The organism is Calothrix sp. NIES-2100 (assembly GCF_963875285.1).
In the GTDB taxonomy this organism is placed as follows: domain Bacteria; phylum Cyanobacteriota; class Cyanobacteriia; order Cyanobacteriales; family Nostocaceae; genus Aulosira.
Genome location: NZ_CAWNLA010000001.1, coordinates 1,345,144 through 1,369,737, shown reverse-complemented (window position 1 = coordinate 1,369,737; position 24,594 = coordinate 1,345,144). Strand labels below are relative to the sequence as shown.

At 42.0% G+C, this 24,594-nt stretch carries 21 protein-coding genes and 1 tRNA gene (1 of these 22 only partly in view); 13 read left to right on the top strand and 9 right to left on the bottom strand.

The window, feature by feature from the left end:
• A protein-coding gene (locus tag AACU32_RS05690) for a nuclear transport factor 2 family protein (RefSeq protein WP_096598656.1) crosses the window boundary here: on the bottom strand, nt 1-75 show its 5' end (the start). 333 nt of this gene lie to the left of the window's left edge; the window shows 75 of its 408 coding nt (coding positions 1-75); the start codon lies at nt 73-75; its stop codon lies off the left edge, out of view.
• A gap of 250 nt (nt 76-325) precedes the next feature.
• On the opposite strand from AACU32_RS05690, the gene AACU32_RS05685 reads away from it, so the two are divergent.
• Nucleotides 326-553 carry a hypothetical protein gene (locus AACU32_RS05685; protein WP_096598652.1) on the top strand — a complete coding sequence of 76 codons (228 nt, stop codon included), beginning with the start codon at nt 326-328 and terminating at the stop codon, nt 551-553.
• A 247-nt stretch (nt 554-800) separates the two neighbouring features.
• On the opposite strand, the gene AACU32_RS05680 is transcribed toward AACU32_RS05685, so the two are convergent.
• Nucleotides 801-2,324 (bottom strand): pyruvate kinase, encoded by a 1,524-nt coding sequence (locus AACU32_RS05680; protein ID WP_096598650.1) that lies wholly within the window; start codon nt 2,322-2,324, stop codon nt 801-803.
• A 1,251-nt stretch (nt 2,325-3,575) separates the two neighbouring features.
• On the opposite strand from AACU32_RS05680, the gene AACU32_RS05675 reads away from it, so the two are divergent.
• A complete protein-coding gene (locus AACU32_RS05675; RefSeq protein WP_339377542.1) occupies nt 3,576-5,939 on the top strand; it encodes an HD family phosphohydrolase in 2,364 nt (787 codons plus the stop codon).
• Nucleotides 5,940-6,021: 82 nt separating this feature from the next.
• Here AACU32_RS05675 and AACU32_RS05670 read toward each other — a convergent pair whose 3' ends face one another.
• The 4 genes from AACU32_RS05670 to AACU32_RS05655 all read right to left on the bottom strand — a co-directional run bounded on the left by AACU32_RS05670 (nt 6,022) and on the right by AACU32_RS05655 (nt 10,947).
• Complete coding sequence (locus AACU32_RS05670; protein ID WP_096598646.1) at nt 6,022-6,609, bottom strand: DUF4232 domain-containing protein; 588 nt, start codon at nt 6,607-6,609, stop codon at nt 6,022-6,024.
• Nucleotides 6,610-6,690: 81 nt separating this feature from the next.
• Complete coding sequence (locus AACU32_RS05665) at nt 6,691-9,087, bottom strand: glycoside hydrolase family 15 protein (RefSeq protein ID WP_096598644.1); 2,397 nt, start codon at nt 9,085-9,087, stop codon at nt 6,691-6,693.
• 48 nt (nt 9,088-9,135) lie between these two features.
• Nucleotides 9,136-10,098, bottom strand: a complete 963-nt coding sequence (locus AACU32_RS05660) for a cation diffusion facilitator family transporter (RefSeq protein ID WP_096598642.1) — start codon at nt 10,096-10,098, stop codon at nt 9,136-9,138.
• A 36-nt stretch (nt 10,099-10,134) separates the two neighbouring features.
• Nucleotides 10,135-10,947: an SDR family oxidoreductase gene (locus AACU32_RS05655; RefSeq protein ID WP_096598640.1), complete on the bottom strand. Its 813-nt coding sequence runs from the start codon at nt 10,945-10,947 to the stop codon at nt 10,135-10,137.
• Between the two features lie 660 nt (nt 10,948-11,607).
• Between AACU32_RS05655 and AACU32_RS05650 the strand changes: the two genes are divergently transcribed.
• From AACU32_RS05650 to AACU32_RS05610, 9 genes are all read left to right on the top strand, one after another.
• Entirely contained in the window at nt 11,608-12,102 is a 495-nt protein-coding gene (locus AACU32_RS05650; protein WP_096598638.1) for a DUF2231 domain-containing protein, read from the top strand.
• Nucleotides 12,099-12,704 (top strand): DUF2231 domain-containing protein, encoded by a 606-nt coding sequence (locus AACU32_RS05645; protein WP_096598636.1) that lies wholly within the window; start codon nt 12,099-12,101, stop codon nt 12,702-12,704. Before AACU32_RS05650 ends, AACU32_RS05645 begins: the two co-directional genes overlap by 4 nt.
• A gap of 24 nt (nt 12,705-12,728) precedes the next feature.
• Nucleotides 12,729-13,649: a cytochrome c oxidase subunit II gene (locus AACU32_RS05640; RefSeq protein ID WP_096598634.1), complete on the top strand. Its 921-nt coding sequence runs from the start codon at nt 12,729-12,731 to the stop codon at nt 13,647-13,649.
• A complete protein-coding gene (locus AACU32_RS05635) occupies nt 13,639-15,318 on the top strand; it encodes a cytochrome c oxidase subunit I (RefSeq protein ID WP_096598632.1) in 1,680 nt (559 codons plus the stop codon). Before AACU32_RS05640 ends, AACU32_RS05635 begins: the two co-directional genes overlap by 11 nt.
• Before the next feature lie 141 nt (nt 15,319-15,459).
• Nucleotides 15,460-16,128 carry a cytochrome c oxidase subunit 3 gene (locus tag AACU32_RS05630; protein WP_096607873.1) on the top strand — a complete coding sequence of 223 codons (669 nt, stop codon included), beginning with the start codon at nt 15,460-15,462 and terminating at the stop codon, nt 16,126-16,128.
• A 34-nt stretch (nt 16,129-16,162) separates the two neighbouring features.
• Nucleotides 16,163-16,408: a hypothetical protein gene (locus tag AACU32_RS05625; RefSeq protein WP_096598630.1), complete on the top strand. Its 246-nt coding sequence runs from the start codon at nt 16,163-16,165 to the stop codon at nt 16,406-16,408.
• 78 nt (nt 16,409-16,486) lie between these two features.
• The gene (locus AACU32_RS05620; RefSeq protein WP_096598628.1) at nt 16,487-17,887 is read left to right on the top strand and encodes an NAD(P)/FAD-dependent oxidoreductase; all 1,401 of its coding nucleotides are present in this window, start codon (nt 16,487-16,489) and stop codon (nt 17,885-17,887) included.
• Between the two features lie 242 nt (nt 17,888-18,129).
• On the top strand, nt 18,130-18,507 hold the full coding sequence (locus AACU32_RS05615) for a response regulator transcription factor (RefSeq protein WP_096598626.1): 378 nt from the start codon (nt 18,130-18,132) through the stop codon (nt 18,505-18,507).
• A complete protein-coding gene (locus tag AACU32_RS05610; RefSeq protein ID WP_096598624.1) occupies nt 18,504-19,925 on the top strand; it encodes a sensor histidine kinase in 1,422 nt (473 codons plus the stop codon). Before AACU32_RS05615 ends, AACU32_RS05610 begins: the two co-directional genes overlap by 4 nt.
• A gap of 264 nt (nt 19,926-20,189) precedes the next feature.
• Here the strand turns inward: AACU32_RS05610 and AACU32_RS05605 are convergent, their stop codons facing one another.
• Nucleotides 20,190-20,447: a hypothetical protein gene (locus AACU32_RS05605; RefSeq protein WP_096598622.1), complete on the bottom strand. Its 258-nt coding sequence runs from the start codon at nt 20,445-20,447 to the stop codon at nt 20,190-20,192.
• A gap of 535 nt (nt 20,448-20,982) precedes the next feature.
• On the opposite strand from AACU32_RS05605, the gene radC reads away from it, so the two are divergent.
• On the top strand, nt 20,983-21,711 hold the full coding sequence (gene radC, locus AACU32_RS05600) for a RadC family protein (protein ID WP_096598620.1): 729 nt from the start codon (nt 20,983-20,985) through the stop codon (nt 21,709-21,711).
• Between the two features lie 63 nt (nt 21,712-21,774).
• Nucleotides 21,775-21,846 (top strand) — tRNA-Val (locus tag AACU32_RS05595).
• 5 nt (nt 21,847-21,851) lie between these two features.
• On the opposite strand, the gene AACU32_RS05590 is transcribed toward AACU32_RS05595, so the two are convergent.
• The gene (locus tag AACU32_RS05590) at nt 21,852-22,028 is read right to left on the bottom strand and encodes a hypothetical protein (RefSeq protein WP_339377541.1); all 177 of its coding nucleotides are present in this window, start codon (nt 22,026-22,028) and stop codon (nt 21,852-21,854) included.
• A gap of 22 nt (nt 22,029-22,050) precedes the next feature.
• The gene (locus tag AACU32_RS05585; RefSeq protein WP_096598618.1) at nt 22,051-24,306 is read right to left on the bottom strand and encodes an HAD family hydrolase; all 2,256 of its coding nucleotides are present in this window, start codon (nt 24,304-24,306) and stop codon (nt 22,051-22,053) included.
• Nucleotides 24,307-24,594 lie beyond the last annotated feature (288 nt).

Below are 24,594 nucleotides of genomic sequence, written 5' to 3'. Positions count from 1 at the left end.
TGCCGTCTTTCCATCTTCTATAGCCTGAAGATAATTTTTAGCAATTGTTAAAATGTCTTGTTGTTCAGTTGTCATATTTGTTCGTGTTAATCGTTTATCGGTGTCAACTTAAATTAAAAGTCTTTGAAAATCTAGTGAAGAGTCTGTTTTTAGAAATGCAAATTGGTGGGCTACCACTTTCTGTCATCAGTTCAGGAAGCGACAGCGCACTAGAAATTCGCTCCAACGCAGAGCATGAGAGCAAAGGAAATACGTACACAGAGAGAAGCCAATATACATTCTTTTTTGTTCTTTATAAGATAGGTGAACAGGTGAAGAACTCAAAATGATACAAAATACTACTCCCAGGCAAGATATTTCTCCAAAAAGACGTAATCCATTGCCTCTTTTAATAACTGGTTTATTGATTGGTATGGTTGTTGGTGCTCCCTTAGGCTGGTTTAGCCATCGGTTTTACTATCAGTACCGCTCGGCTCAAGTTTTACTTTGTCGTCAACAACACTTTGGACAACCAGAAGTTCAGCTTCAAGCTTTGTGCGGTTCTCTATATTAGTTTTAACAACTAAGTAGCTTGTTAAAAACGTTGCTCCTCTTGGTTAAGCCAAGTACCAAAGGTATATAAAATCATGTAGTGGCTACCGAATGCTAGCGAGGGGAGCAACTGAATGCTAGATTTGCATAGGAATTTTGCGGAAAGTGAACACCACACTTTGCGCAAATCAACAAGCGCTGTTTCACAGACACTACAGCGGGTTTTCTTAAGCGTTGCGTTCAAACTAATACTAATTCTATGTTAAGTATTACCACGAGGTTAGCGATCGCAGTTGAGGTGTCTTTTTCTGTTGATGGGCTTGCATTCTGCTTAAGACATCATCCAAAATTGTGACTGCCTCTGCGATAAATGGTCCCTTATTTAACATCACACATTCAGCCCGCTCTGCCATTGCGGCATCAGTGATCTCGGCGCGTGAGGGAATGCCCTTTTTTACGAGATTTTCTAAAACTTGTGTAGCCCAAATTACAGGTATATGAGCAGCCTCACACAACCAGAGAATTTCTTCTTGAATTTCTGCTAGACGTTGATAGCCAATTTCAATCGCTAAATCTCCTCTAGCAATCATAATTCCCAAAGGCTGTTTGCCTGCTGCCTGGACAATGAGTTCTGGAAGATTGCGCACAGCTTGGGGTGTTTCAATCTTCGCCACAATCGCCGGCGGATGATTCGGCTGACGACGTTGTAATTCCCATTGCAAAAGCTCAATATCCGCAGCCTGTTGTACAAAAGAATAGCCCACCATATCAGCATGAACTGCCACAAAATCCAAATCCTGCAAGTCTTTTTCTGTTAGGGGACTAAGAAGCAAATCAGTGTCAGGAAAGTTAAGACCTTTTTGGTGGGGAATTTTGTTGCCCTTCAATTTAGCATGGGTGATGCGTAATAATACACCATCAGGCGTTAATGACTCAACCTGCGCACCAAGACTACCATCATCAATCCAAACATTAGCACCAACCTTTAATTGATCTAGGACTTCGGGGAGGGAACAATTTGCTTGGAAATAGTCTGAGGAGATTGTGGTAGGTAAATTGCTAGTCAGCAAGATACAATCGCCTCGGTATATACGCTGTGGAGATTGAGGTGCGATCGCCATCCCTATTCGCGGTTTGGGGCCACCTAAATCCATCAGCACTTTGCAGGGAAAACCGGTTTCTCTTGCTGCTATCCGAACATTAGCAATCATCGCTGACCATTCGGTAGCGCTATCGTGGGCACAATTAATTCGCACACAGTCACATCCCCGTTGGAGTAAATTCCGCACTAATTCATAATTGCTAGCTGCTTGCGTCGGTAAAGTTACCATAATTCTCACCCGACGTTGGTTGCGGCTGCTGCCGAATAACTCATCTGTATGCAGTTCTAGCAGGCGATCGCCTTCAAAAAACTCCTCAATTAATGGACGACTAGGGAAAGAATCTGGATCTGCTTGACAAATTATTCCTAAAGTGGATATCACTGCATTTAAATTAGGCAATACCCGCCCTTCAATCCGCCCCAGAGAAGACAAACCCCAAGGCATTAAAGCCGCTTGCACTTGGCGCAAATCATGTCGCCGCAGTGCCAAGTAATAGGCAAGGTTAAGGCTACTGCTGACAAAAGCTGCCCTTTCAATGTGCGATCGCCACTCCTGAAAGGTTTGTTCTCCCTCCTCCATCACCACCTGACGCAACTGTCGCAGCGTTTTTAGCAGATTTTGGGCATCTGATAGTTCTAAACCTGAGTAATTACATAAAATTTCTCGATTTTTATCGAATTTAGACATCATAGTTTACCTTTTTAAAAATGTTTTCTATCTCAACTAATCCGACTTTGATTATCAACTAAATCTTTGAGGATTCTGTGAGGTGAATCATCATTTTACAAGGTTGTTTTCATCTATAAAATATACGTTTTTTAATAAAAAATTAACCTTTAGTTAATTTTTTATTAACTTATGAATAATAACAAAAATTCTAATTGTTATCTATCCTTAATAAATAGGTGAAATAAGCTGTCACGCATTTAAGTTGCACATTTTTTCGTGTTGGCTGTTAACTTTTGACGGTTGACAGTTAACCGTCAGCGGTCAACGAACTTCATCAGCGACTGTGCAATTTAAAAACCTAATAGCTTATCATAAATCCCAGAATTTTGGTGATCAAAAATTAGAAGAAAATTAGCAATTAAAAATAATTACAGTCCAAAAAACGCTGATATTTTTCAGAAAATATTAGTGGAAAATTAAATTTGTAGTAATGAATCCAAGGTAGTCCAAATTAGTGATATTTCTGGAGTAAGCAGGAATAGGTAAATCGGCTGATTGCGATTTGTGAGCTTCATAATCATTGCTAGTTGCTCACCTGACTTTCCCGACTAATAATATCCAGTATCTCTTGCCTCATTCTTTGGGTTGATACTCTAGAGCGATAGTGAAGATTTTATAGTTATTAATCAGGATTACATAGGAAAATTTTTAGAAATCAAAATTTCGTCAAGATTAACATCGAAATGAAAAACTCTACCCATACTTCTGTGAGCTTCTCAGTGCATCGCTAGGGGATAGAGTTTTGTCAGTAGGGGCGAGTTTATTTAAATCATGTGTAGGGGCGGGTTTATTTGGATCATTGTTAATGAATGAGGATATCTGTAAACCCGCCCGTACGGATATCTGTGAACCCGCCCGTACAGTAGTCAGTGGCAAAAATGTTTGAAAACCGCTCATGCAGGGACGGGGTATTAAACTTTCATCAAAACAATATTTCGACAAGCGGTAGTTGAATCTCGACTTCTCTACGAGACGCTACGCGAAGGCTCGATTACCGCAGAGTCGAAACGAGCGTGCATCGCTGACAACTGACACAGCTTCGGGCAATAAAATTAATAAAATTGATGTGGCTCGACGCTACAGAAAAAGAAGCTAGTAAACCTCATCTAACAGTTATCAAAATTGTAGATAAAATAGATTTGTCAGTAATATCGATATCGCCCAAGTAGACGTGAAAAGCACTCTTTCTGGTAGATTTTTTGGGAGTTATGTGTGAGTTTATTTCGTAAGCCTTACAGGCAAACTGCACTTAAGAGTAGGCGATGTCTCTGGAATCGTCGCTACAGTGCGAGTTCTGCTTCCCAGTACGCATCTATGCATCTGAAAAACTATCTTTATTCTACTGGGATGTTTGTGTTGGTTGTATTATCTCTCTCCAGCGGACTAGGCTACCGTTTTTATAACCAACCACAACTGGATGTGGGTAAGATAGCTCCCCAAACCCTGATCGCACCTAGAAAAGCCGATGTTGAAGATGTCAAAACAACAGAGGAAAGACGCAGGGAAGCTCGGAGCGGTGCTTTAGCGGTATGGGTTGTCGATCAACAAGTAAATGAGCAAATTCACCAAAATCTCCAGCAATTATTGGCAAAAGGCGCTCAAATCCGCGAAAGTTTGGGCAATTTCCCCTTTGTCAAGACTTCAGTATTGTCCACTTCCACACAAACTTATCTGCGACAAGCACCAGAACCCCAATGGCAGACATTATTGCGAACCTTGGAGAAAAATAGCAATTTGACTGGCTTAAATTCTGCTCAACAGCTAGCCGTTAAGGAACTGCGAACTTACCGAGAGTCTAACTCTTTCCAGGCTTTATCGCAACTATTAAAAGCGATCGCCTCTTCTCGTCAGCGCTACAATATCACCCTAAATACCCTGAGCGAAAATGAGAGTGCTTCACCCCAAACCCTTTACGATGTCACCTTCCTAAACCTGTCTGATGCAGATTGGCAGAAAACTCAAGAGAAGGTGCGTCAAACTTTAGAGCGAATGTTAGCACAGGGTATCTATCCTGGGTTATCCCCGAATAACTTGAACTCTGCAATCGAGATGCAAGTGAGTGTTTCTGTTCCCAAAACAGCACAACCTTTAGCAAGGCGATTACTTTCAGCAGTAATCGAGGCGAATTTAATTAAAGACATCGAGCAAACCAAGCTAATTGCAGAAAAAGCAGCGCAAGCAGTACCACCGACGATAGTCAGCATTCAAAAAGAAGAAGCGATAGTTAAGGCTGGAGAAAAAATTACGCAGGCTGATTTTGTACTATTAGATTACTTTCAGTTGAGCCAACGCGGCATCGATTGGCTGCGTCTGACGCGATTTACGGCAATAGTAGGATTGGCAGTGGCTGTTTTCCGACTAGTAGAAAGACGGTTTAACGCCAAATTACGACGTAGCGATTATATCTTGATTCTGCTGCTGATCCTCAGTGCGCCGTTGCTCACATTGTTGACCAAATCATTTACAGGCTTACCTGCGATTGGTTTGCTGATTGGTAGCTTCTACGGTACTGCAATTGGAGGTACTGTGATGGGGTTGCTGACAATATTGCTCTCGCTCGGCACGGAACTTAGCTGGCATGATTTAATACCTAGCGCAGCTGGCGGAATTTTGGGCGGATTGATGGCGGGACAATGGCGATTTCCCGGTAGAGAAGGACTGCGAACGCGAGAGGAATTAGCTACTTTGGGGATCTTAATTGGGTTGACGCAGGGAGTTGTTTATTTGTTAGTAAATACGGCGATCGCTCCCCTTTGGTATACTGTCCTCGGTAGAGCAGCCTTCAACAGTTTGGCAGGGTTACTTTGGAGCATCTTAGCACTAGGGTTAAGTCCCTATTTAGAAGCTGTATTTGATTTAGCAACTCCAATTCGGCTGGCTGAATTGTCCAATCCCAACCGACCTTTATTAAAACGCCTAGCTCATGAAGCGCCTGGAACTTTCCAGCATACACTGTTTGTGGCGACCCTGGCAGAAGCAGCGGCGCGCGCCTTAAATTGTCATGTGGAACTGGTACGGGCGGGGATTCTGTATCATGACATTGGTAAAATGCATGACCCTCTAGGATTTATTGAAAATCAAATGGGAGGACTGAATAAACACGATGCTATTAATGACCCTTGGAAAAGTGCCGAAATTATCAAAAAGCATGTCAGTGAAGGGTTGGTGATGGCTCGTCATTATAAGCTACCTAGCGCCATTCGGGCATTTATTCCCGAACACCAAGGAACTATCTTAATTGCGTATTTCTACCAAGAAGCGAAGCAGCAACAGAAACATAATCCTGAGCAAGTGTTGCAGGAATCAGATTTTCGCTATGACGGCCCGATTCCCCAGTCCAAAGAAACAGGAATTGCCATGCTGGCTGATGCTTGTGAGGCAGCGTTGCGATCGCTAAAAGATGCAACCCCCGAAGCCGCATTGGCAATGGTAAATAAAATCCTTAAAGCACGTTGGCAGGATAATCAATTAATCGATTCCGGATTAACACGGCAAGAAATGTCTCAAATTGCGCATATTTTTGTCCAGGTTTGGCAACAGTTTCATCACCAACGCATCGCCTATCCGAAAACTTAGACTTTAGGTACGGCAGTACAACCGACTATTGAGACACCTAATTCATGCTGTTGAGGCTGATCTCGATTGCAGGCGATCGCAATTATTGGATAATGCCTGATTGTACTGGTCTAACTCTGACTTTGCCTGTACAAGCATTTATTGTTTCCGGCAGGGTGAAGTGGTTGTAGGCGTTTGGCGGCGTGATTTCAATCTTCACAGACGTTGGGCAGGATTGACCAACATCTCGGACTTGGTTGTAAGCAATATCGAAAGAGGCTTGCCCATTTGGAGGTAGAGTCACTTGTTGTGGAGACTGCTGTCTTGGCGTACGAATCACTTTCACCTCTTTTAGAGGCTGATCTTTGGAATCTAACAACGCAAATCCTGGATAACCGTAGAGGTTACAGGGCGATGATCCTTTATTTGTGAAAGCATATATAATGGCGACATTTCCCGCGCCTGCATTTGCAGACACTTTACTGACTGATAATTGTTCAGTTTGGCAACGTGGAGGATTAGATGCAGAGTTAGTTTTAGGGCTAGAATTGTTTGTAATCGCTGGCTTTGGTTGTTCCTGTTTCGTGGCTGAAGTGGAATTCGCACAGCCAGTTATCAGTACGGTGAAAATTAGGAATCTACCGCCACTATCAATAATTAAACCTCTGAAAACTTGCCGAAATAATTTCATAAAATTTGTTGCCTTATTAGACAACTGGTATCAGACTAATTTATCATCATCTTTGATAAGATGAAAGCTAATTATTTAATGCTATGCAATTGCAACTGTGTAATTTCGCTCTTCCCATTTGTTACTTTCAAGCCAGAAAAAGGTAAAGTTGATTGGCTGTTGCTGGTTATCAAAAATAGATATATCAACAAAATTTACTCCTAAGTTTGTGGAATTAGAAGGCGTATCTTTGACGGTTTGCCAATTATCATCTGACCAGTGTAACTGAAAAGATGCTAAAGCGTTAATTCGCAGTGTATGACCTCTTTTAACTTTGTCTACTTGACGGTTAAATTTCCAAATTTCTAGTGATTTACATTGTTTTCTTGCGCCTAAATAGCGATTAGCTACCTCTGGAATAAAATCAAATACCTGACCATCATGAGTTGACCGGAGCAGTTTAATATACTCTGCGTGTGCCCACATTAAAGGCATCGCAGAACCTGTTGGTTTGCCCAAATATATATGTAAATCCGGTTTATCTGCTTCATCCCAAACCTGTTCTGGTAGCAAACAAGTGTCTGAAGCAAATCCTTCCATCGCTTTGATATATGTTTTAACATCACCACCCGCAGCTAGTTCATAATGTCCCCGTTCTCCTGTTAACAAAGGCCAAGCACGTCCTTTACCACAATTCGTATAAGGACTTCCATCTTCTTGCTGTCCATAGCCATCATGATTGTAACGATGCCAACAAGGCCCAACGAGTGTGTCTACTTTCAAAACTGCATCAATTACTTTGACAGAATCAACGATAATCGGATCGTTTGGTTTACGAATTCCGTAACGTACTAATTGCAAAAATCCCCCATCAACTATTTCCTTAGCAGGAAATTCTGATGGTTCCCCAGGCGGTTGACTGGTAATCAAAACAGTTCCTTTGTTAGGATTTTCGTTGGGTTGAGGATTATTAATATCTGAAGGAGTAATGCGAATATAATGCCGTTTAATGCCAGGAACTAAAGTGCCTTCAGTAGTTACTGTCCAGTCTTCAATGTGACATTCTAAAAAATCAGCGTACTCTTCTATAAACTTTGCTGTTGCTTCATCTCCACGTTCACGGACAAATTGCGCAGCACAGATTAAAGCAGCAATATTAGATGCTAATGTTGATGGTGAATAACCAGAGTTTTCTTCCCATCGTTCTTGTTGGGTAGCGGGGCCATGACGAATTAAATAACCCGCAGCCCGCAAAATCATCGGATAAATATCAAAGTTTAGGGGTACATTTTCTTCGTGTAAAAGCCATGCGAGAAGAATAGGAAATGCTACTTCATCGAGTTGGATACCTTTCCAGTAGGGTTCACCATCAACCCAGAAATTTTGGGCAAATCCTCCGTCTTCCTGCTGACTGGTAGCAAGATAAATCAGCGATCGCACTGCTGTATCAGTTTCCCCAGCCGCCACTAAACCTGCTACACTGCTAACCATATCCCTTGTCCAGACAAGGTGATATCCTCCTTGTTCTTCGTCATCCTTAGCTTCACCCCAAGGAATCGCCAGAGAAGCAATCAACGCACCGGGATAACTTTTATCCTCATGTGCTAACAGTAGGCTAATACTGTTGTGGTACAACTTGCCTCGATCGTAGGAAACATTTTCTAATGATTTGATGCCGTTGCGCGATCGCATCCACTGTTCGTTGTATAATTGCTTCTGTTCTTCAAAAGGCAGATTCAGCGACTGAAATAGTGTAGAAATCGCATTATGCAGATTGCTACCAAATGCCAGTCCTAAAGTAAACTCCTTACTACCATCTAAATTGAGTTCTCCAGTTAAAGCCAGGTTACCATCTAAAGCCGAGTCAAACTCCCAATCCATCTGGAAATTGTCAGCCAAATCTGTCCAGCCGTCACTTTTACCCACGTAACCACAAGAAAGACGCTTAAAGGGAACCGTTGCACCCAGCGCCAACCATCTTCCTTGTTTTTCAGCCGTGAGAATTCGATGTCCCGCAACTTCTATCGCGTAACCATTATTACCACTACCCCCCACTTCTAGATGCGGCGCACACAAGGCGTATAACTGGAGTTGGGAGATAAACTCACTCTCTCCTGTTAATTTTGTGTGTTGTAAAATACAGGATAAATGTGGGTCAGTAATCACTTCTTTGATCACTGTATAAAGCCCTTGGGGATCGGAATTAATGACGCGGTATCCTAAACCATGAGTCCACATCGGTTCCATTTTTGATTCTAGATGGCGTTTCTCTTCGTGAAAAAAGCTTTTCCCATCAGAAATTAGGTATTGCAAATCCCGAATTTGGGGTTTATCGACTGTGGGATGGTAGACTTCTGTGACAACACCATTCCAGACAGTAAACCAAACGCGACTGGAGGTAGAATAAGCTGTTCCGACTCCATCTTTATTTGCTTGAGTCCACCGGGGAGTAATACCAGGTGAACCGAAAGCCTGTGCTTGACCAATAATTTTTACCATAAGTAATTGTTGAGGGAGGGAACAGGAAACAGAGAAATTATGTGTTGATTAATTTTCTCTATTTACATTAATTTTTTGAGAAATTTCCGAAGATTTACGGGTAGCAGCTAAGGATTTCGCTTCAATAAAAATTTGTTTAATTTCTGGATGCTTCAGACTAAGTTTTGCTTCTAATCTTTCAACAGTTAATGCTATTTCTTCACCTGTAAGATTTTTAGTAAATCGAATTTCTAAATTTAGCAATACTTCCTGTGGAGCAAGCTGCATCGTTAGCACGCGGATAACTTCTTGTACTCCTGGTTCTGTTTTAGATACAGAACGAATATCTGCTATAGTTTCAGAACTAGCACTTTCACCAACTAATAACCCTTTACTTTCTCTTGCTAGTAGTACGGCTACTATCGCCAAGATTATGCCAATAATAATTGAGGCAATACCATCAAAATAAACATTATTAAATAAATGTCCTAAAAAGATTCCTATTAAAGCCACGAATAAACCTAAAATGGCAGCAGAGTCCTCAAACAAGACAGTAAATACTATCGGGTCTTTACTATCTTTAATGGCTTGCCAAAAATTTTGTTTGCCCTTGGTGGGCAAAAACTCTTTTAAAGCTACAGTCCAAGAATAACCCTCGCATAATATCGCTATACCCAACACAATATAATTCCACATTGGGTCTTCTAAAGGACTGGGGTGAATTAAATGAGTGATACCTTCATAAATTGACATTCCGCCACCAATGGCAAAGATGAGAATAGCAACAATTAAAGTCCAGAAGTAAAGTTCTTGTCCATAACCAAACGGGTGACGATCGTCTGCTGGCTTTTGACTCATGCGAATGCCTAAAAGTAGCAACAATTGATCGCCAGTATCTACAACTGAATGAATCCCTTCAGATATCATCGCCGAACTGCCAGTAATAGCGGCGGCAATAAATTTACTAATAGCGATCGCTAAATTAGCAGCCATCGCCGCAAAAATTGTTTTTTTAGAAGAATCTGATGCCATAAGCGTAAATAATAGAAGGCAGAAGGCAGTCTTTTTCTAGCCATTATCTGCAAAACCTGGATATAAGCTCATGCCACCATCTACAAACAGGGTTGTACCGTTGACATAATCAGAGTCATCAGAAGCTAGCCACACTGCTGCTTTGGCGATGTCTTCCACTTCACCCACTCGTTTTGCGGGAATTAATTCTAATAACTTCGCCTCTGCTTGTGGAGTGTCCCAAGCTGATTTATTGATGGGAGTTTTAATCGCACCAGGGGCAATACTATTAACACGAATTTTATGAGGAGCAAGTTCTTGGGCAATACTCCGCATCATCATATTAATACCGCCCTTACTAGCAGCGTAATTCACATGACCAGACCAAGGAATAATCTCATGTACTGAACTGATGCAAATAATCTTACCTGCGGCAGATGAAATATGAGGCTGTACACCTCGGCGTAAAAACTCCTTTGCTGCTTCTCGCACACACAAGAATTGTCCTGTAAGATTCACCTCGATAACTTTATTCCATTGCTCAAGGCTCATATCTACAAACGGCGAGTCTTTTTGAACACCCGCATTGCTGACAAGAATATCAATAGTACCGAATTGATCCAGCGTCTGGCTAAACATCGCCTTTACTTCGTCTTCTTGACTAACATTAGCTTTAATAGCAAAAGCTTCACCATTATTAGCTTTAATCTCATCAACAATTTTTTGAGCTTCTTCAGCTTCAGAATGGTAGTTAATCGCTACTGCTGCACCTGATAAAGCTAAATACCGAGCCACAGCTTCACCTATGCCAGAACTAGCGCCTGTCACCAGTGCTTTTTGACCTTTAAGCAGGTAAGGAGAATAGCTCATAATGTTTCCTTAAAATGAATAGCTCTAGTGTCGCTAATGCCGAAAGTTTAAGCTTTATAATACTTTTTATTATTGTTAATTATTTATGCATTTAAAGCTTGGTTAATTGATTTAACAACCTTGGTTATTGATATAGATTGCTAATCAAATTGACTTTTATTTTAATTGTATATTGGTGATAAAAATAACATGGATATATCTAAAGTTTTACAAACAATTGGACTGATTCTGGTATCACTGTATAAGTTTGTAGTAGCGATCGCCTCCAACCATTGGATGAATCAACACTTCTATCCTAAGGTCTAGAAATATTTCATCTAATTTTCATTTTTGGATGAAATCTTTAAAAGATGAAGTCAGCAGTTGTTTCTTAACCAAAAAATAAATTTTATGAGATTGTATTTTTATTACTTTTCATTAAAAATAAATATGTTTTTCTTGATATAAGTAACAAAAATAAATAATCTAAATGGCTAATAAATCATCCTGAAGATAGTTTTTTTGCTGTATTTCTCAGGCAATAGTTACTTAGAATGGTTTTTTTGGAGAGTAATTTTCAGCAGAAAAATTAAATAAAATCCCAAGATGAAAGAGGGTAAAAGCCAAATTAACCTCTATAACTGCGTCTGGTTATTATCTGGTTAATATAAGGAGAAAGTGATGCCTGCTCTGCCTCTCAATAGCCAAAATCTCCCATATCCCGACCCCTTACACCCAATTATTGTCCATTTCGTAATTGCAATGGTGTTTTTCTCATTCGTTTGCGATGTGGTGGGTTATTTCAGCCGCAATGCACGTTTGTTTGAGGTGAGTTTTTGGAATATGTTGGTGGCAGCGATCGCAATTTTTGCCGCGATAATTTTTGGGCAGTTTGAAGCAGGCCTAGCACAAGTGTATCCAGCAGTCCAGCCCACACTCAATTTTCACACAATTATGGGTTGGTCGCTGGGAGCGATCGTGGCGGCGATTACAGGTTGGCGGTTTGTAATTCGTCATCGCAACCCGCTAAAAATACCGCCTGCTTATCTTGGTATTGCAACCTTTTTAATTTGCCTGGTGTTCTTGCAAGTATATCTGGGAAGTAAATTATTTTGGGTATATGGATTGCACGTTGAACCTGTTGTGGAAGCTATGAAGCAGGGAGTTTCGCCATGAACCCCCAACTCCTGGACTCTATAGGATTGAGGTTAGGCGCTAACGGATTACCCTACGAAATTCCTCTGCACCCACAGTTAGTACATCTAACCTTGGGTTTGTTCATCATCGCCATCATTTTTGACATAGCAGGCGCTATTTTTCCCCTCGAAAAACCAATTTTTAAATTTTTGGGACTAACCGCCATCCGTTCTGGCTTCTTTGATGTTGGTTGGTACAACCTATTAGCAGCATCTATTGTAACCTTTATTACTGTCGCCTTTGGTTTTTTTGAGCTACTGCTGGCAAATCCAATAGTTGATAAAAAGAGTGCTTGGGGATTAAGTCCTGGTTTGACAATGCTTTTGCATGGTTTGGGTGGTGTTTTATTGTTGGGTGTCATTGTGGCTATGACCGTATGGAGAGGTTTTCAACGCTACAAATGGCGCAAAAATACCTCTAGACAAGTGCAGTGGAGTTACTTATTAGCAGGTATTGCCATCTTAGGTATTTTCTATGTTCACGGAACTTTAGGAGCGCATTTAGGAGAGGAGTTTGGCATTCACGTTACAGCAGCTAAGTTAATCCAAGAAGGCACAAAACTTAATTTGTTGCCTAGATAATTAAACGAGAAGCACTCTAAGTTTATGTGGAGATTTTTTGAATATTTAGTAATAGCTGGTTGTATAGTAGTGCTGCTCGTTGTCAGTCATGGGATTGGGCAGTTGGCGTATACTTGGATGCCTGCTGAGGCTACAGAAGAAGCGCAAAAGGTAGATAGCTTGTTTAGCTTTTTAACCTCAATTGGCGCATTCATTATTCTTGGGCTTGTAGGCATGATGGTGTACTCGGTAATTTTTTTTCGAGCGCCTAAAAATGACTACAGCGAGGGACATCCATCTAGAGGGGATATCAGGCTAGAAATTTTATGGACGGCGGCTCCAACTCTGTTAGTGTTGTGGATTGCTTTCCAAGGCTTGAATATTTATCAGCAATTAGATGTTTTGGGTTTGGGGCAAATTGTACATTTGCATACACCTCTAGAAGCGGAACCAGCCTATGCCGCAGCCAGTGATGACAAACCAAAACCAGCGGCTGAAACTATTGAGGTTTTTGTCAAGCAGTGGGATTGGTCTTTCCGCTATCCCGACAATGTTATTAGTAAAGAATTACACTTACCTGTCAATCTTCGGACTCGTCTCAATATGCACGCTCAGGATGTACTCCACAGTTTTTACGTCCCTGAGTTCCGCTTACAGCAATATGTTGTCCCGGGACGGAACATTGACCTTGTAGTTACACCTACTCGTATTGGTCAATACACACTAAAAGATGCATTATTCAGCGGTACTTACTTTGCTTTGATGGATACCAATGTGCAAGTTGAATCTCTGGAGCAATATAACCAGTGGCTGAGTCAAGCTCAAAAAGAACCAACGGACATCAAAAATCAGGCGATCGCTGAATATAGCCAACCGCCAAAAACATTGTTTAAAAGCAACTGGTACACTGTCGCACCAGATACGAGTGCGATAGCCAATGAAAGGAAAGTAATGAATGACACTTGATTCTAGTGAAAATTTCAGCGAGGATAGACAGCCAGAAAACGAGTCTCCCACTAACTGGCGAGAATACTTCAGCTTCAGCACCGACCATAAGGTGATCGGCGTTCAGTACATGGTGATGACTTTCATTTTTTTCTTGGTTGGCGGACTATTAGCGATGCTGATCCGTGCCGAACTGATTACCCCAGAATCAAATGTAGTCGATCGCCCCCTTTACAACGGCTTGTTTACCTTACACGGGACAATCATGATTTTTTTATGGATTATCCCATTTAATGCAGGTATCTCTAACTACTTAGTACCACTGATGATTGGCGCGCGGGATATGGCATTTCCCCTACTCAACGCCATCTCTTTTTGGATTTTGCCACCAAGCGGTATTTTATTACTATCTAGCTTCTTACTACCCAATGGTACAGCCCAGTCCGGTTGGTGGTCTTATCCCCCAATTAGTCTGCAAGTTCCGCCTGGTCAGCCAATCAACGGTGAATTTATTTGGATTGTAAGTATAGTCCTGATTGGCATCTCTTCAATTATGGGGGCTGTTAACTTTGTAACTACCATCTTTTGGATGCGTGCCCCAGGAATGACCTTCTTCCGGATGCCTGTGTTTGTTTGGTCAGCACTCAGCGCCCAGTTGTTGCAGCTGGTGAATTTGCCTGCCCTCACAGGTGCATTGATACTACTGTTATTTGACCTCAGTTTTGGCACACCATTCTTCAAACCCTTAGAGAATGGCGACCCAATTATCTATCAGCATCTATTTTGGTTCTACTCCCACCCCGCAGTTTACATCATGGCGCTACCAGCCTTCGGTATTTTTGCGGAGGTTCTGCCAGCCTTTTCTCGCAATCCCCTGTTTGGCTATCGGTCATTAGCTGTTGCCTCTTTGGGCATCGCTGTAGTTAGCATCTTCGTGTGGGTGCATCATATGTTTACCAGTGCTACCCCAGGCTGGATGCGGATGTTATTTATGGTGACATCAATGTTGGTTGCCGTACCCACTGGTGTTAAAGCATTTGGTTGGACTGCGACAATATGGAAGAGTAAGCTGCACCTAGAGACACCCATGCTGTTTGCTATGGGAGGTGCGGCTATGTTTCTGCTCGGTGGTGTTACTGGTGTGATGCTGGCAGCAGTACCATTTGATCTTCACGTTCATAATACCTACTTTATAGTGGGACACTTCCACTACATAGTCTTTAACACCATTACAATGGCAATCTTTGCTGCCATTTACTTTTGGTTTCCAAAGATTACCGGACGGATGTATGCAGAAGGCTGGGGCAAATTGCATTTCTGGTTAACCTTTATCGGTGCTAACCTGACATTCTTCCCCATGCTTCCGCTAGGTTTACAGGGAATGGTACGCCGAATTTCCTCCTACGAACCACATTATCAAGGATGGAATGTCATCGCTAGTTTAGGGGGATTTTTGTTAGGAGTATCCATACTGCCTTTTATTGCCAATATGGTAGGTTCCTGGCTATACGGGCCCAGAGCAACTAACAATCCCTGGCTTGCTACTGGACTGGAATGGACAACAACCTCACCACCACCGCGAGATAACTTTGACGAGATTCCAGTAGTAAGAAGGCCTCCCTACGATTATGGCGATCCCAAATACTCAGTCATCGAACCTCCCGACTACCATCATCACTCAGAACATTAAGAATAGCTGGTAGAGGAAGCAGGGGGACAGAGGGGACAAGGAAGACAAGGAAGACAAGGAGGACAACTGACAACTGACAACTGACTATTGACTCTTAACAAATGACAAATGACAAATGACAAATGACAAATGACAAAAATCATGAACCGTGGCGTAATTCATGTAGATGAAAGTTTTATCCCTTTAGAACGATGGCGGCGATACCTACCAAATTGGCTCAAGCGTTTTTTACCAATTCGTGGGGGACGTGCTGAAGACCATCATGGCAAGGGTATGTTTGGTTTTACCGTGTTTTTGTTGTCGGAAAGCATAGTTTTTTTGAGTTTTATCCTCACATACATTGCGCTGCGATTGACACACTCAAAAACTTGGCTACCATCTGGTGTTTCGGGGCCGGAATTGTCTACTTTTGCAATTATTAACACGGTGGTTTTACTCTCCAGTAGCTTTGTCATTCAACCAGCCGAAAATGCTCTCAAGCGTGGACGGTTAGTTAAATTTCGTTGGCTCTGGCTGATGACGATTTGCATGGGAAGTTATTTTTTAATTAGTCAAGGAATCGAGTGGAGTCAACTTGATTTTGGCTTAAGCACGGGACTAGTAGGTTCCACATTCTATTTATTAACAGGTTTTCACGGACTGCACGTTCTAACTGGTGTCATTCTCCAGATAATTATGCTTGTTCGTTCCTTCATTCGGGGGAATTACAACAACAGTCACTTTGGTGTGAGTGCAACTACTTTATTTTGGCATTTTGTAGACTTAATTTGGGTTTTTCTCTTCTCACTTCTCTATATTTGGCAAGCGTAAACACATTTTTATTAGGCTTTCAGGAGCATTGATTATGAATTTATATCTCCAAGAAATACCAGCTTCGGAGTTATCACCAAAAGCAATTGAAGAAACTCCCGCACCAGGAAAAGACCCTCTAATTGCTCGTGGTTTACAAAAAGAGCAGTACGTTGCTATTAGCGTACTAGCGATTATTCTTGTTGCTGCTGTGGGATTTTTTAGCCGGAGAGTTGAATACGCTATTATGTTTGCGTTTGCTCTGAGCATTGTTTTTATTGCGTTTGTTTTACTGATTTAGATAAGTTCTTCACAAGACAATCCCACACCCAAGGGATAAGAATCCTTCTTTCCCTATTTTGTAGTTAGGAAATATTTTATGAACAGCCCAATTTATCAAACTGTGATTGTCGGTGGTGGTTTTACCGGACTATTTACAGCATTACACCTAGCTCACAATCGCTATCCTCGCTCTGTAATTTTGATTGATAAAAATGAGAGATTTTGCTTTAAACCGTTACTTTATGAATATTTCGATGGCGAGATGGATACCTTTCAAGTAGTACCGCGTTTTGCGGAATTACTTCAGGGTAGTGGTGTCATCTTTGTTCAAGATACGGTGCAATCGATAGATCTGCATCAACGGGAAGTCAAATTAGTTTCGGGAGATGAATACAAATACAGTAACTTAGTATTAGCTTTGGGGAGTGTTACTGGGTATCATCGTGTTGAAGGCGCTCAAGACAATGCCTTTCCTTTCTGGACACAAGCAGATGCGATCGCTCTTGACAAGCATTTACGCGACTGTCTACAAAGAGCTTTGCAAACTGATGATCCAGAACAACGCCAAAAGCTTTTAACAGTAGTCGTGGTTGGTGGTGGCGCTTCTGGGATAGAAATGGCAGCTACATTAGCAGATTTTCTGCCACTTTGGTATAGCGCTTTAGGAGGAAATTCGAGCGAAATCCGGGTGATTCTACTTAATCACGGCCAAGAAATCCTTGATGGCGATATTAACGATCCACTACGCCAAATTGCGGAAACAGAATTACAAAAACGCACTGCACCAATTGAAATCTTGACGGGAGCAGCAGCCACTGCTGTTCATCCCAATGCAGTTGAATATCAAAGTAACAATCAAGTTAAAACCTTACCAACATACACCACAATCTGGACAGCTGGCACTTCTATCAATCCTCTGATTCAAGATTTACCAATTACCCAAGAACATCGAGATCATCACGATCGTCTTTTAGTCAATTCCACGATGCAACTACTCGACTTTCCAGAAGTTTTTGTAGGTGGTGATTGTGCAGCCGTTGAGAATAAATCCTTACCACCAACAGCCCAAGTTGCTTATCAACAAGGAGCGAATATTGCTAGGAATTTAAGAGCGATCGCACTCAAAGAAGAACTAGAACCAGCTAAAATTAACATCCGGGGAACTCTCTTGAAGTTAGGATTAAATGATGCTGCTGCTAACTTATTCAATGTTTTTGAAGTAGCAGGCGAACCAGCCCATTTAATTCGTCAAGGAACTTATTTAACCCTACTACCAACACCAATTCATGACTTTAAAGCCACAACTGAATGGGTAGATGAAGAAATTTTTCACCATCACCTCGACTCTCAAGATGTCGGCAAAAAAGTTGTGCAAGCAGTGGAATTAGTTGGTGCTGGCGTTGTCGGTGTTTTAGTTGCTAGAAGATTATTGAAAATATTGGGTGATGACGATAAAAATGTTAACAAGGAGCAGGGTACAGGGAACGGGGTACAGTGATCAAAAATTTTAGTTTTGGGTCTAAATCCCAGTTTTAAAAAAGATGTTTTTCGAGACGCTTTGCGCGAGGAAAAACAGCGTCATTGTCACAACCCCACGCTCGAGCGCGTGGGTTTCCCTGTTAAGAGTTAAGAGTTAAACGTTGCCTGTGAAGTTAAATTTCCTACTTAAGAAAGATGTCTTAAGACAGATAATTATACAAATTATAAATACTCAAAGTTGTCTATAATTGAAAATCTCAAATGCCACACGTCTTACTCGTGGATGATGAAGCTGCTCTGCGCGACAGTCTTACATATACACTTCAAAAAGAAGGCTACACCGTGAGTACAGCTGTTGATGGGCATAATGCAATCAAACAGTTCCACAAGCAAGTACCAGATATTATTTTGCTGGATCTGATGTTACCGGAAGTTGATGGTATGGAAGTTTGTTGGCGAATTCGCGCCTTTTCTAATGTCCCCATTGTCATGCTCACAGCTAAAGATCAGGATGTCGATAAAGTTTGGGGTTTAGAAGCAGGCGCAGACGATTATGTTACAAAGCCTTTCAATACCCGCGAATTGTTAGCACGCATCAAAGCCGTGTTGCGTCGTCGTTCAGAGGACAAGCCTACATGAGAGGCTACTTAAGGCGAATTAAATTAAACACAATTCATGCCAAGCTGTTATGCACATACCTGATGCTGACAGCTTTTGGAACGTCGCTGTTAGCAGGTTACATTTTGTGGTCATTCTCTGAATATTTCATGCGAATGCGACAAGTAGATCTCGATAACTGGACGAGTGCGTTGAGTGAAAGTGTTGCAGATGCACTAGCAGAAAAAGATATTCCCCGGGTAAAGTTGCTAGTGCAAAGGTATGGCGCACCGCAAAATGTGACGCTGCGTGTTTTTAGTCAACAAGGTAGCTTGATAGCCACTTCTAACCCAAAGTTAGACGCTCAGGTGAAAGACTGGTATGAGGTTGCGGGAATGGGCGCAGCTCTACAAAATCATATCCAAAAAGGAATTGCCAAAGGAGTTTTATCCAACGATGATCGCCTCTACATCGCTAGACCCATTGAACGCAACGGTGAATTTTTGGGTGTATTGCGAATGTCTATTACTCTAGAGCAGTTTCAGCAGCAGTTTGCAAAAGTGTTTTGGAGTGTTTTAGGCACCCTAGCACTCACAATTATACTATGTGCATTCATTAGCAGTCGCTTGGCTCGCAGTCTCTCAAAACCAATTGAGATTATGCAGAACTTTGCCATTCGCTTGGGTAGCGGTCATTTTGGTGATAAGCTAACGATCCAGGAAAACAATGAGTTAGATCAATTAGCAGCAGAACTCAACCGGATGAGTGAGCGCTTAGCTTCCCTAGATCAAGAACGTCGGGTGTTTTTAGCCAACGTCTCCCACGAACTGCGGACTCCGATCAGTAACGTTCAGGTAACAGTAGACGCACTTAAAAGCGGAGCATATGAAGAACCAGAATTACGCGATCGCTTTTTTCAAACTATCGACAGCGAAATCAAACGTTTGTCACGATTAATTCACGATCTCCTAGATTTAGGACGTTTAGAAGCAGGAGTTACCCAACTCGAACAACAAACCATCTCATTACAGGGGTTGATTAACCGTGCTGTGAATGCAATGGAACCGCGAATGCAAACCGTGAGAATTTCTCTACAAGTAAACGTAGAGCAGCTAATGATACAAGGCGATCCAGAACGGCTACTACAGGCGATTCTCAACTTATTGGATAATGCTATCAAACACTCACCCGCCAACTCCCAAGTCTTGATTTCTGGATACAGCAAAGGAAAACTAGCGATTATTCAAATTCAAGATCAGGGAAAAGGCATCAAGTCAGGTGATTTACCCCGAATTTTTGAACAATTTTATACAACAGACCCCTCACGCCAAAGTAGTGGTAATGGTTTAGGATTAGCGATCGCCAAGCGGATTATTGAAGCTCATCAAGGTAGCATTACAGCTACTAGCACGCCCAATCAAGGCGCAACTTTCACTATCTGCTTACCTTTAAAAAGCTAAAGTTCTGTGAATTCACAACTAAATTTCTTGCCAATCATTAATACTAGCCTCCATCAGTTTCATTAATTACACAAAATTAAGACATGAAACCTTGAGCCAAATTATAATCTCATGGACAATTGACAGATGGAATCATTCTCGGCTCTGCCGGAGTTAGGATACTAGATTTGCTCACCAAAACCTCAAAATCTCACAACTAAGTATGAAAATCGGTCTTCTCTAGTACCTAGATCTGGTGGGATGTTCCTTTGTCATTAGCTATTACTAGAAATTATCCAATCTAATCTCCTTCCAAATTTCCGAAACCTGCCATCCTGTATTCCCTACTGATTGGACTACAGGATTATCTCGCATAGGGATATAGTTAGGTTCTTGATTTTCTATATTCAATACTTGTTTTTCCATTGCTATTGCTGCCGATTCTGGAGCATCAATAGTATCGTCTTGAAGATTTTCTTCTATTTCCTCCATAATCTTGATCTTGTTGAGGAGGAGTTTTTCCGATTTTTTTATGAGTTTCATCTGGCTCTACTGAAAATTTTATAAATTTAGGCAATGGGAATTATTATATAGATCCACAGAGCCACTAATGTGCTTATTCAAGAATCTTCAGACATCCTCTCAGAACCTTTGCCGGAACTATAGTGGGAAAAATTTAACTTGGATTAACTAGCATACAGCAAAAGAGTGAGAAATCCGAGCGGTTTGCTGAAGAATGATAGAAATGCATCATCGGCAGCATGTCACCTTTTGAAAAAGATCTCAGATCGGGGATGGAATGGCACGCTTGTAAAGCTCTAACCTATACGGAATAAGGGCTACAGCTTTGAAATCTATTGAACAGTGAAGGAGGGGTCAGGCGATCGTCCTTGATGCAGTGTCATGGAAGCGATCGCTTTCTCCAACATCTTTCACCCTCTGGATAGTTGCGTCTCCCCCCAGCCCTTCTACCTAGCGATCAAAATTAAATATTTTTTCAAATCAGCATAATTTGTCGAGCAAACAAGGGATAACTAAAGATAGTCCTAACTATGGTAGATATTCTCGCGGTTATTCTATGACTTATTGCCTCAGAATTGCTGATATGCCTGAGACTGAGCGTCCGCGTGAGCGGTTAATGGCTCATGGCCCCAAAATTTTAGCCACAGCTGAGTTAATTGCAATTTTACTCGGTACTGGTCAAGGGCCAGGAAAACTATCTGCTGTAGGTTTAGGACAATATATCTTAAGTGAATTGGGCAAACACCAGCGTGATCCTTTGGCAGTTTTGCGCGAAGTTACCCCGGCGGAATTAATGCAAATTCCCGGAATCGGCCCAGCAAAGGCAACCACTATTTTAGCGGCAATAGAACTAGGCAAACGCGCCTTTCAATCCCGTCCAGAAGGTGAAATTATTGATAGCCCACAGGCGGCGGCGGCGGCGCTGAGTCAAAATTTAATGTGGCAAACCCAAGAACATTTTGGAGTCTTGCTATTAGATGTCAAGAATCGCTTATTGGGGACAAAAGTCATTACCATAGGTACTGCCACGGAAACCTTAGCTTCTCCCCGCGAAATTTTTCGAGAAGTAATTCGTCAAGGTGCAACGCGGGTGATTGTGGCACATAACCATCCTTCTGGGAATGTTGAACCTAGCCAAGAAGATATAGAATTGACACGCCAGTTATTAGCGGGAGCGCAGTTTTTGGGTATTCCTCTGCTAGACCATCTAATTTTAGGCAATGGCAATCATCAAAGTTTACGCGAGATCACAACCTTATGGGATGAGTATCCCCAAGGGGATTGAAAAATGAGGTACTATTCTCAGTAGTCTTCAAGAAGAGGCAGATATGTTATAATTGGGGATTACGGGCGATTAGCACAGGGGTAGCGCACATCCTTCACACGGATGGGGTCACTGGTTCAAATCCAGTATCGCCCATTGTTTTACATCAAATGCGATAAATGCGATCGCCAATGATCTGGACTCCAAGCTTTGCCCGAAGTACATCGTGGCGATCGAGAAGCGCGTTCACTAGGTGAATGGAGATGCGGCTTTGCTGGTGGGTGTTCTTGATGATTTGGTGCAAAGTTCTCTATATGCCGCGCGATCGCAGCTTTCACATCATAGAATCAACAGTGGGATTCAAGAAGATAAAACTCCTGTAATTGCTTCACCGCGCCTTTGCGTTCCTGCATCCCCGTGTCCGTTCAATTCAGGTTCTGTCTGAGATAAAGCGCCAAAAAAGTCGTAATGATCGAGTGCTTCCAAAATGCCCCAAGCATAATGCCCTTGAGCAAAGTAAACTTGTGGATAGCTACGCAACTTTTCTAATTCTGGGCTGTAGTTGCCCACAACCACAGCTAGGGTATTACCAGCTAGCATTGATTCATCATTACCCGATGCACCTGCAACTAAAAACCGTTTGATTGGCAATCCCCACTTTAAAGCACAATAACGAATAGCATCTCCTTTAGAAGCTCGGATTGGTACTAGGTCAAGATACATATTGTGACTATAGATACCTTTAACATGAAGCCGATGCTGTCGCAAATGACGCATGATTTCCCGATAACTCACAGATTGTTCTTCATCAATAAAGTAACTAATTTTGAACTTACCTTGATTTTCTGGAGGTTGTAGCATCACTCCTGGTAGTTCTGTCATTGCTTGGCGTACTGCGTCTGGTTGCCAACGATAGCTGATGTGTCTTTGCCAGTTGATATCTGCAATGACCTGAGAACCATAGTAAATTTCAGTACCCGTAGATACAATTAGCACATCGGGCATGGGAAACCGATATTCTTCCAACATCTGTAAAGAATTTTCTAGGTTGCGTCCGGTAGCAATTCCGACTCCAGTGGTGTGACCTTGATTATTTAAGCGATCGATTAATTGTTGCAGTGCATCTGGGTCACCTAACAGGGTATTATCAATTTCGCACACCAGGAAGCGATCTGCTGTTGGTAAGCGATTTTTTTCGGGTATGTTCCAATCAGTTAGGTTGCTGGCTGGCCCTTGTCGCAATGGACTCAGCAAAGATTGGACTCGTCGTTGCGGTAGTTGACGCACGTATTCGAGGTAGCGTTCTACATGGGTTTCCCAAGAGAAATTTTCTCGGACTCTACTTAAACCATTCGTAGACCAAAGTTGCCATTGTTCAGTATCGGTCAGTGCTTTGCGCAGAGCATCCTGAATCTGTTGAATATCTAGGGGATCGATTAACAAACCATTATCGCAAGCCGCTATGATATCTCTCGGCCCGCCATCTGATGTGGCAATAATTGGCACACCGCAGGCTGTAGCTTCGATTAAGGTGAGACCAAATGGTTCAGTCAATGCTGGATTGATAAAGACTCCTCGCGTTTTTGCCAGCAATCGATAGAGTTCCGGTACTTCATCAGATCCGTGATGTTTGGGATAGGCGATGTAACCGTAGAGGTCATAGCGGTCGATTAACTGGAAGATTTCTGTGAGTACCTGACGCGGCCCCGATTCCATCGTTGTAATATCATCTCGGTTTCCTAAAACCAGGACTAGGTTCGCCAGATGACGTAACTGTGGATCTTCGCCATAGGCTTTCACCAGAGTAGCGACATTTTTGCGCATTTCCGGACGGGAAAGCGCCATAATCATCGGCTTTTGCGAGTCTTTGAGAAAGCGTTGCAACTCTTTATATATCGGCGGTTCCTGCCAATTTTGCCCAACTGGGTAGAAGCGTTCAAGTACTACCCCAGGAGGAATTACAACCATTCTTTGTGGCTGATAGTGGTCGTAAATGTGATATTGCTGCGATACTTCTTGATAAGTACTGGCAATAATTAAGGCGGCACTAGCAAGTGTAGTTTCTTCGGCTTCAATTCTAGTAGTAAGATGAAAATTATTTTCAATAACTTCCGATTTGCTTCCCTGTTCTAACAATCGTTGTTGTTTGACACGTCCAAGGGAGTGACCGGTATGTACAAGCGGGATACCTAACCAACCAGCCACCCGACAACCCACATAACCTGCATCTGCATAATGGGTATGAATCACATTGGGTAATTTGGCAATTTGTCGCAGGTGTTTGAGTAACTCATCAGCAAAGTTATCCAAATGCGGCCAAAGAACTTCTTTGCGGAGATAGCGACGGGGGCCGCAGTTAAGGCGAATAATTTGCGCTTTGTCACAAAGAACTTCTACAGGTTTGGCGTAGTCAGAACTAACTTTTGGATCGTTAACTAAACGGGTGACTAGATCTACACGTTCTACTTGAGGGTTTTTCGCTAAGGCTTGAGCGAGTTCTAGCACATATTTCGTTTGTCCGCCTGTATCAGCATCTCGTCCTAATTCTAAATTTTGACCCCGAATTAACCCATGAACGCTGACTAGTAAAATATACAACCCTGAGCTATTTGACATAGTGCATTCCTCAATATGATTGCATTCCAGCCTACGTAAAGCTTTTGATAGAGATGTCTGTTATCCGCTACAGGTAAATGGAATATTATCCCAGTCTTTGCAGATTATAAAACAGATTTTCTGTCAGCAAGGGTAGATTTTACAACAAAGATTAGCTATTACTATGGTGCGGAATCCAATATCCAATATGCAAAAGATACAGCAGTTCTTAGGAAAGTATATTGGGGTATCTGAACACAATCTACTAAACTGCTTGCAAACATCCAAATTAACCTAAAAAGACATACA

Excerpts from the sequence above, each read along its gene's own strand:
- AACU32_RS05685 (WP_096598652.1), top strand. The coding sequence starts at position 326 with ATGATACAAAATACTACTCCCAGGCAAGATATTTCTCCAAAAAGACGT.
- AACU32_RS05680 (WP_096598650.1), bottom strand. The coding sequence starts at position 2,324 with ATGATGTCTAAATTCGATAAAAATCGAGAAATTTTATGTAATTACTCA.
- AACU32_RS05670 (WP_096598646.1), bottom strand. The coding sequence starts at position 6,609 with ATGAAATTATTTCGGCAAGTTTTCAGAGGTTTAATTATTGATAGTGGC.
- AACU32_RS05665 (WP_096598644.1), bottom strand. The coding sequence starts at position 9,087 with ATGGTAAAAATTATTGGTCAAGCACAGGCTTTCGGTTCACCTGGTATT.
- AACU32_RS05660 (WP_096598642.1), bottom strand. The coding sequence starts at position 10,098 with ATGGCATCAGATTCTTCTAAAAAAACAATTTTTGCGGCGATGGCTGCT.
- AACU32_RS05655 (WP_096598640.1), bottom strand. The coding sequence starts at position 10,947 with ATGAGCTATTCTCCTTACCTGCTTAAAGGTCAAAAAGCACTGGTGACA.
- AACU32_RS05650 (WP_096598638.1), top strand. The coding sequence starts at position 11,608 with ATGCCTGCTCTGCCTCTCAATAGCCAAAATCTCCCATATCCCGACCCC.
- AACU32_RS05645 (WP_096598636.1), top strand. The coding sequence starts at position 12,099 with ATGAACCCCCAACTCCTGGACTCTATAGGATTGAGGTTAGGCGCTAAC.
- AACU32_RS05640 (WP_096598634.1), top strand. The coding sequence starts at position 12,729 with ATGTGGAGATTTTTTGAATATTTAGTAATAGCTGGTTGTATAGTAGTG.
- AACU32_RS05635 (WP_096598632.1), top strand. The coding sequence starts at position 13,639 with ATGACACTTGATTCTAGTGAAAATTTCAGCGAGGATAGACAGCCAGAA.
- AACU32_RS05630 (WP_096607873.1), top strand. The coding sequence starts at position 15,460 with ATGAACCGTGGCGTAATTCATGTAGATGAAAGTTTTATCCCTTTAGAA.
- AACU32_RS05625 (WP_096598630.1), top strand. The coding sequence starts at position 16,163 with ATGAATTTATATCTCCAAGAAATACCAGCTTCGGAGTTATCACCAAAA.
- AACU32_RS05620 (WP_096598628.1), top strand. The coding sequence starts at position 16,487 with ATGAACAGCCCAATTTATCAAACTGTGATTGTCGGTGGTGGTTTTACC.
- AACU32_RS05615 (WP_096598626.1), top strand. The coding sequence starts at position 18,130 with ATGCCACACGTCTTACTCGTGGATGATGAAGCTGCTCTGCGCGACAGT.
- AACU32_RS05610 (WP_096598624.1), top strand. The coding sequence starts at position 18,504 with ATGAGAGGCTACTTAAGGCGAATTAAATTAAACACAATTCATGCCAAG.
- AACU32_RS05605 (WP_096598622.1), bottom strand. The coding sequence starts at position 20,447 with ATGAAACTCATAAAAAAATCGGAAAAACTCCTCCTCAACAAGATCAAG.
- radC (WP_096598620.1), top strand. The coding sequence starts at position 20,983 with ATGACTTATTGCCTCAGAATTGCTGATATGCCTGAGACTGAGCGTCCG.
- AACU32_RS05585 (WP_096598618.1), bottom strand. The coding sequence starts at position 24,306 with ATGTCAAATAGCTCAGGGTTGTATATTTTACTAGTCAGCGTTCATGGG.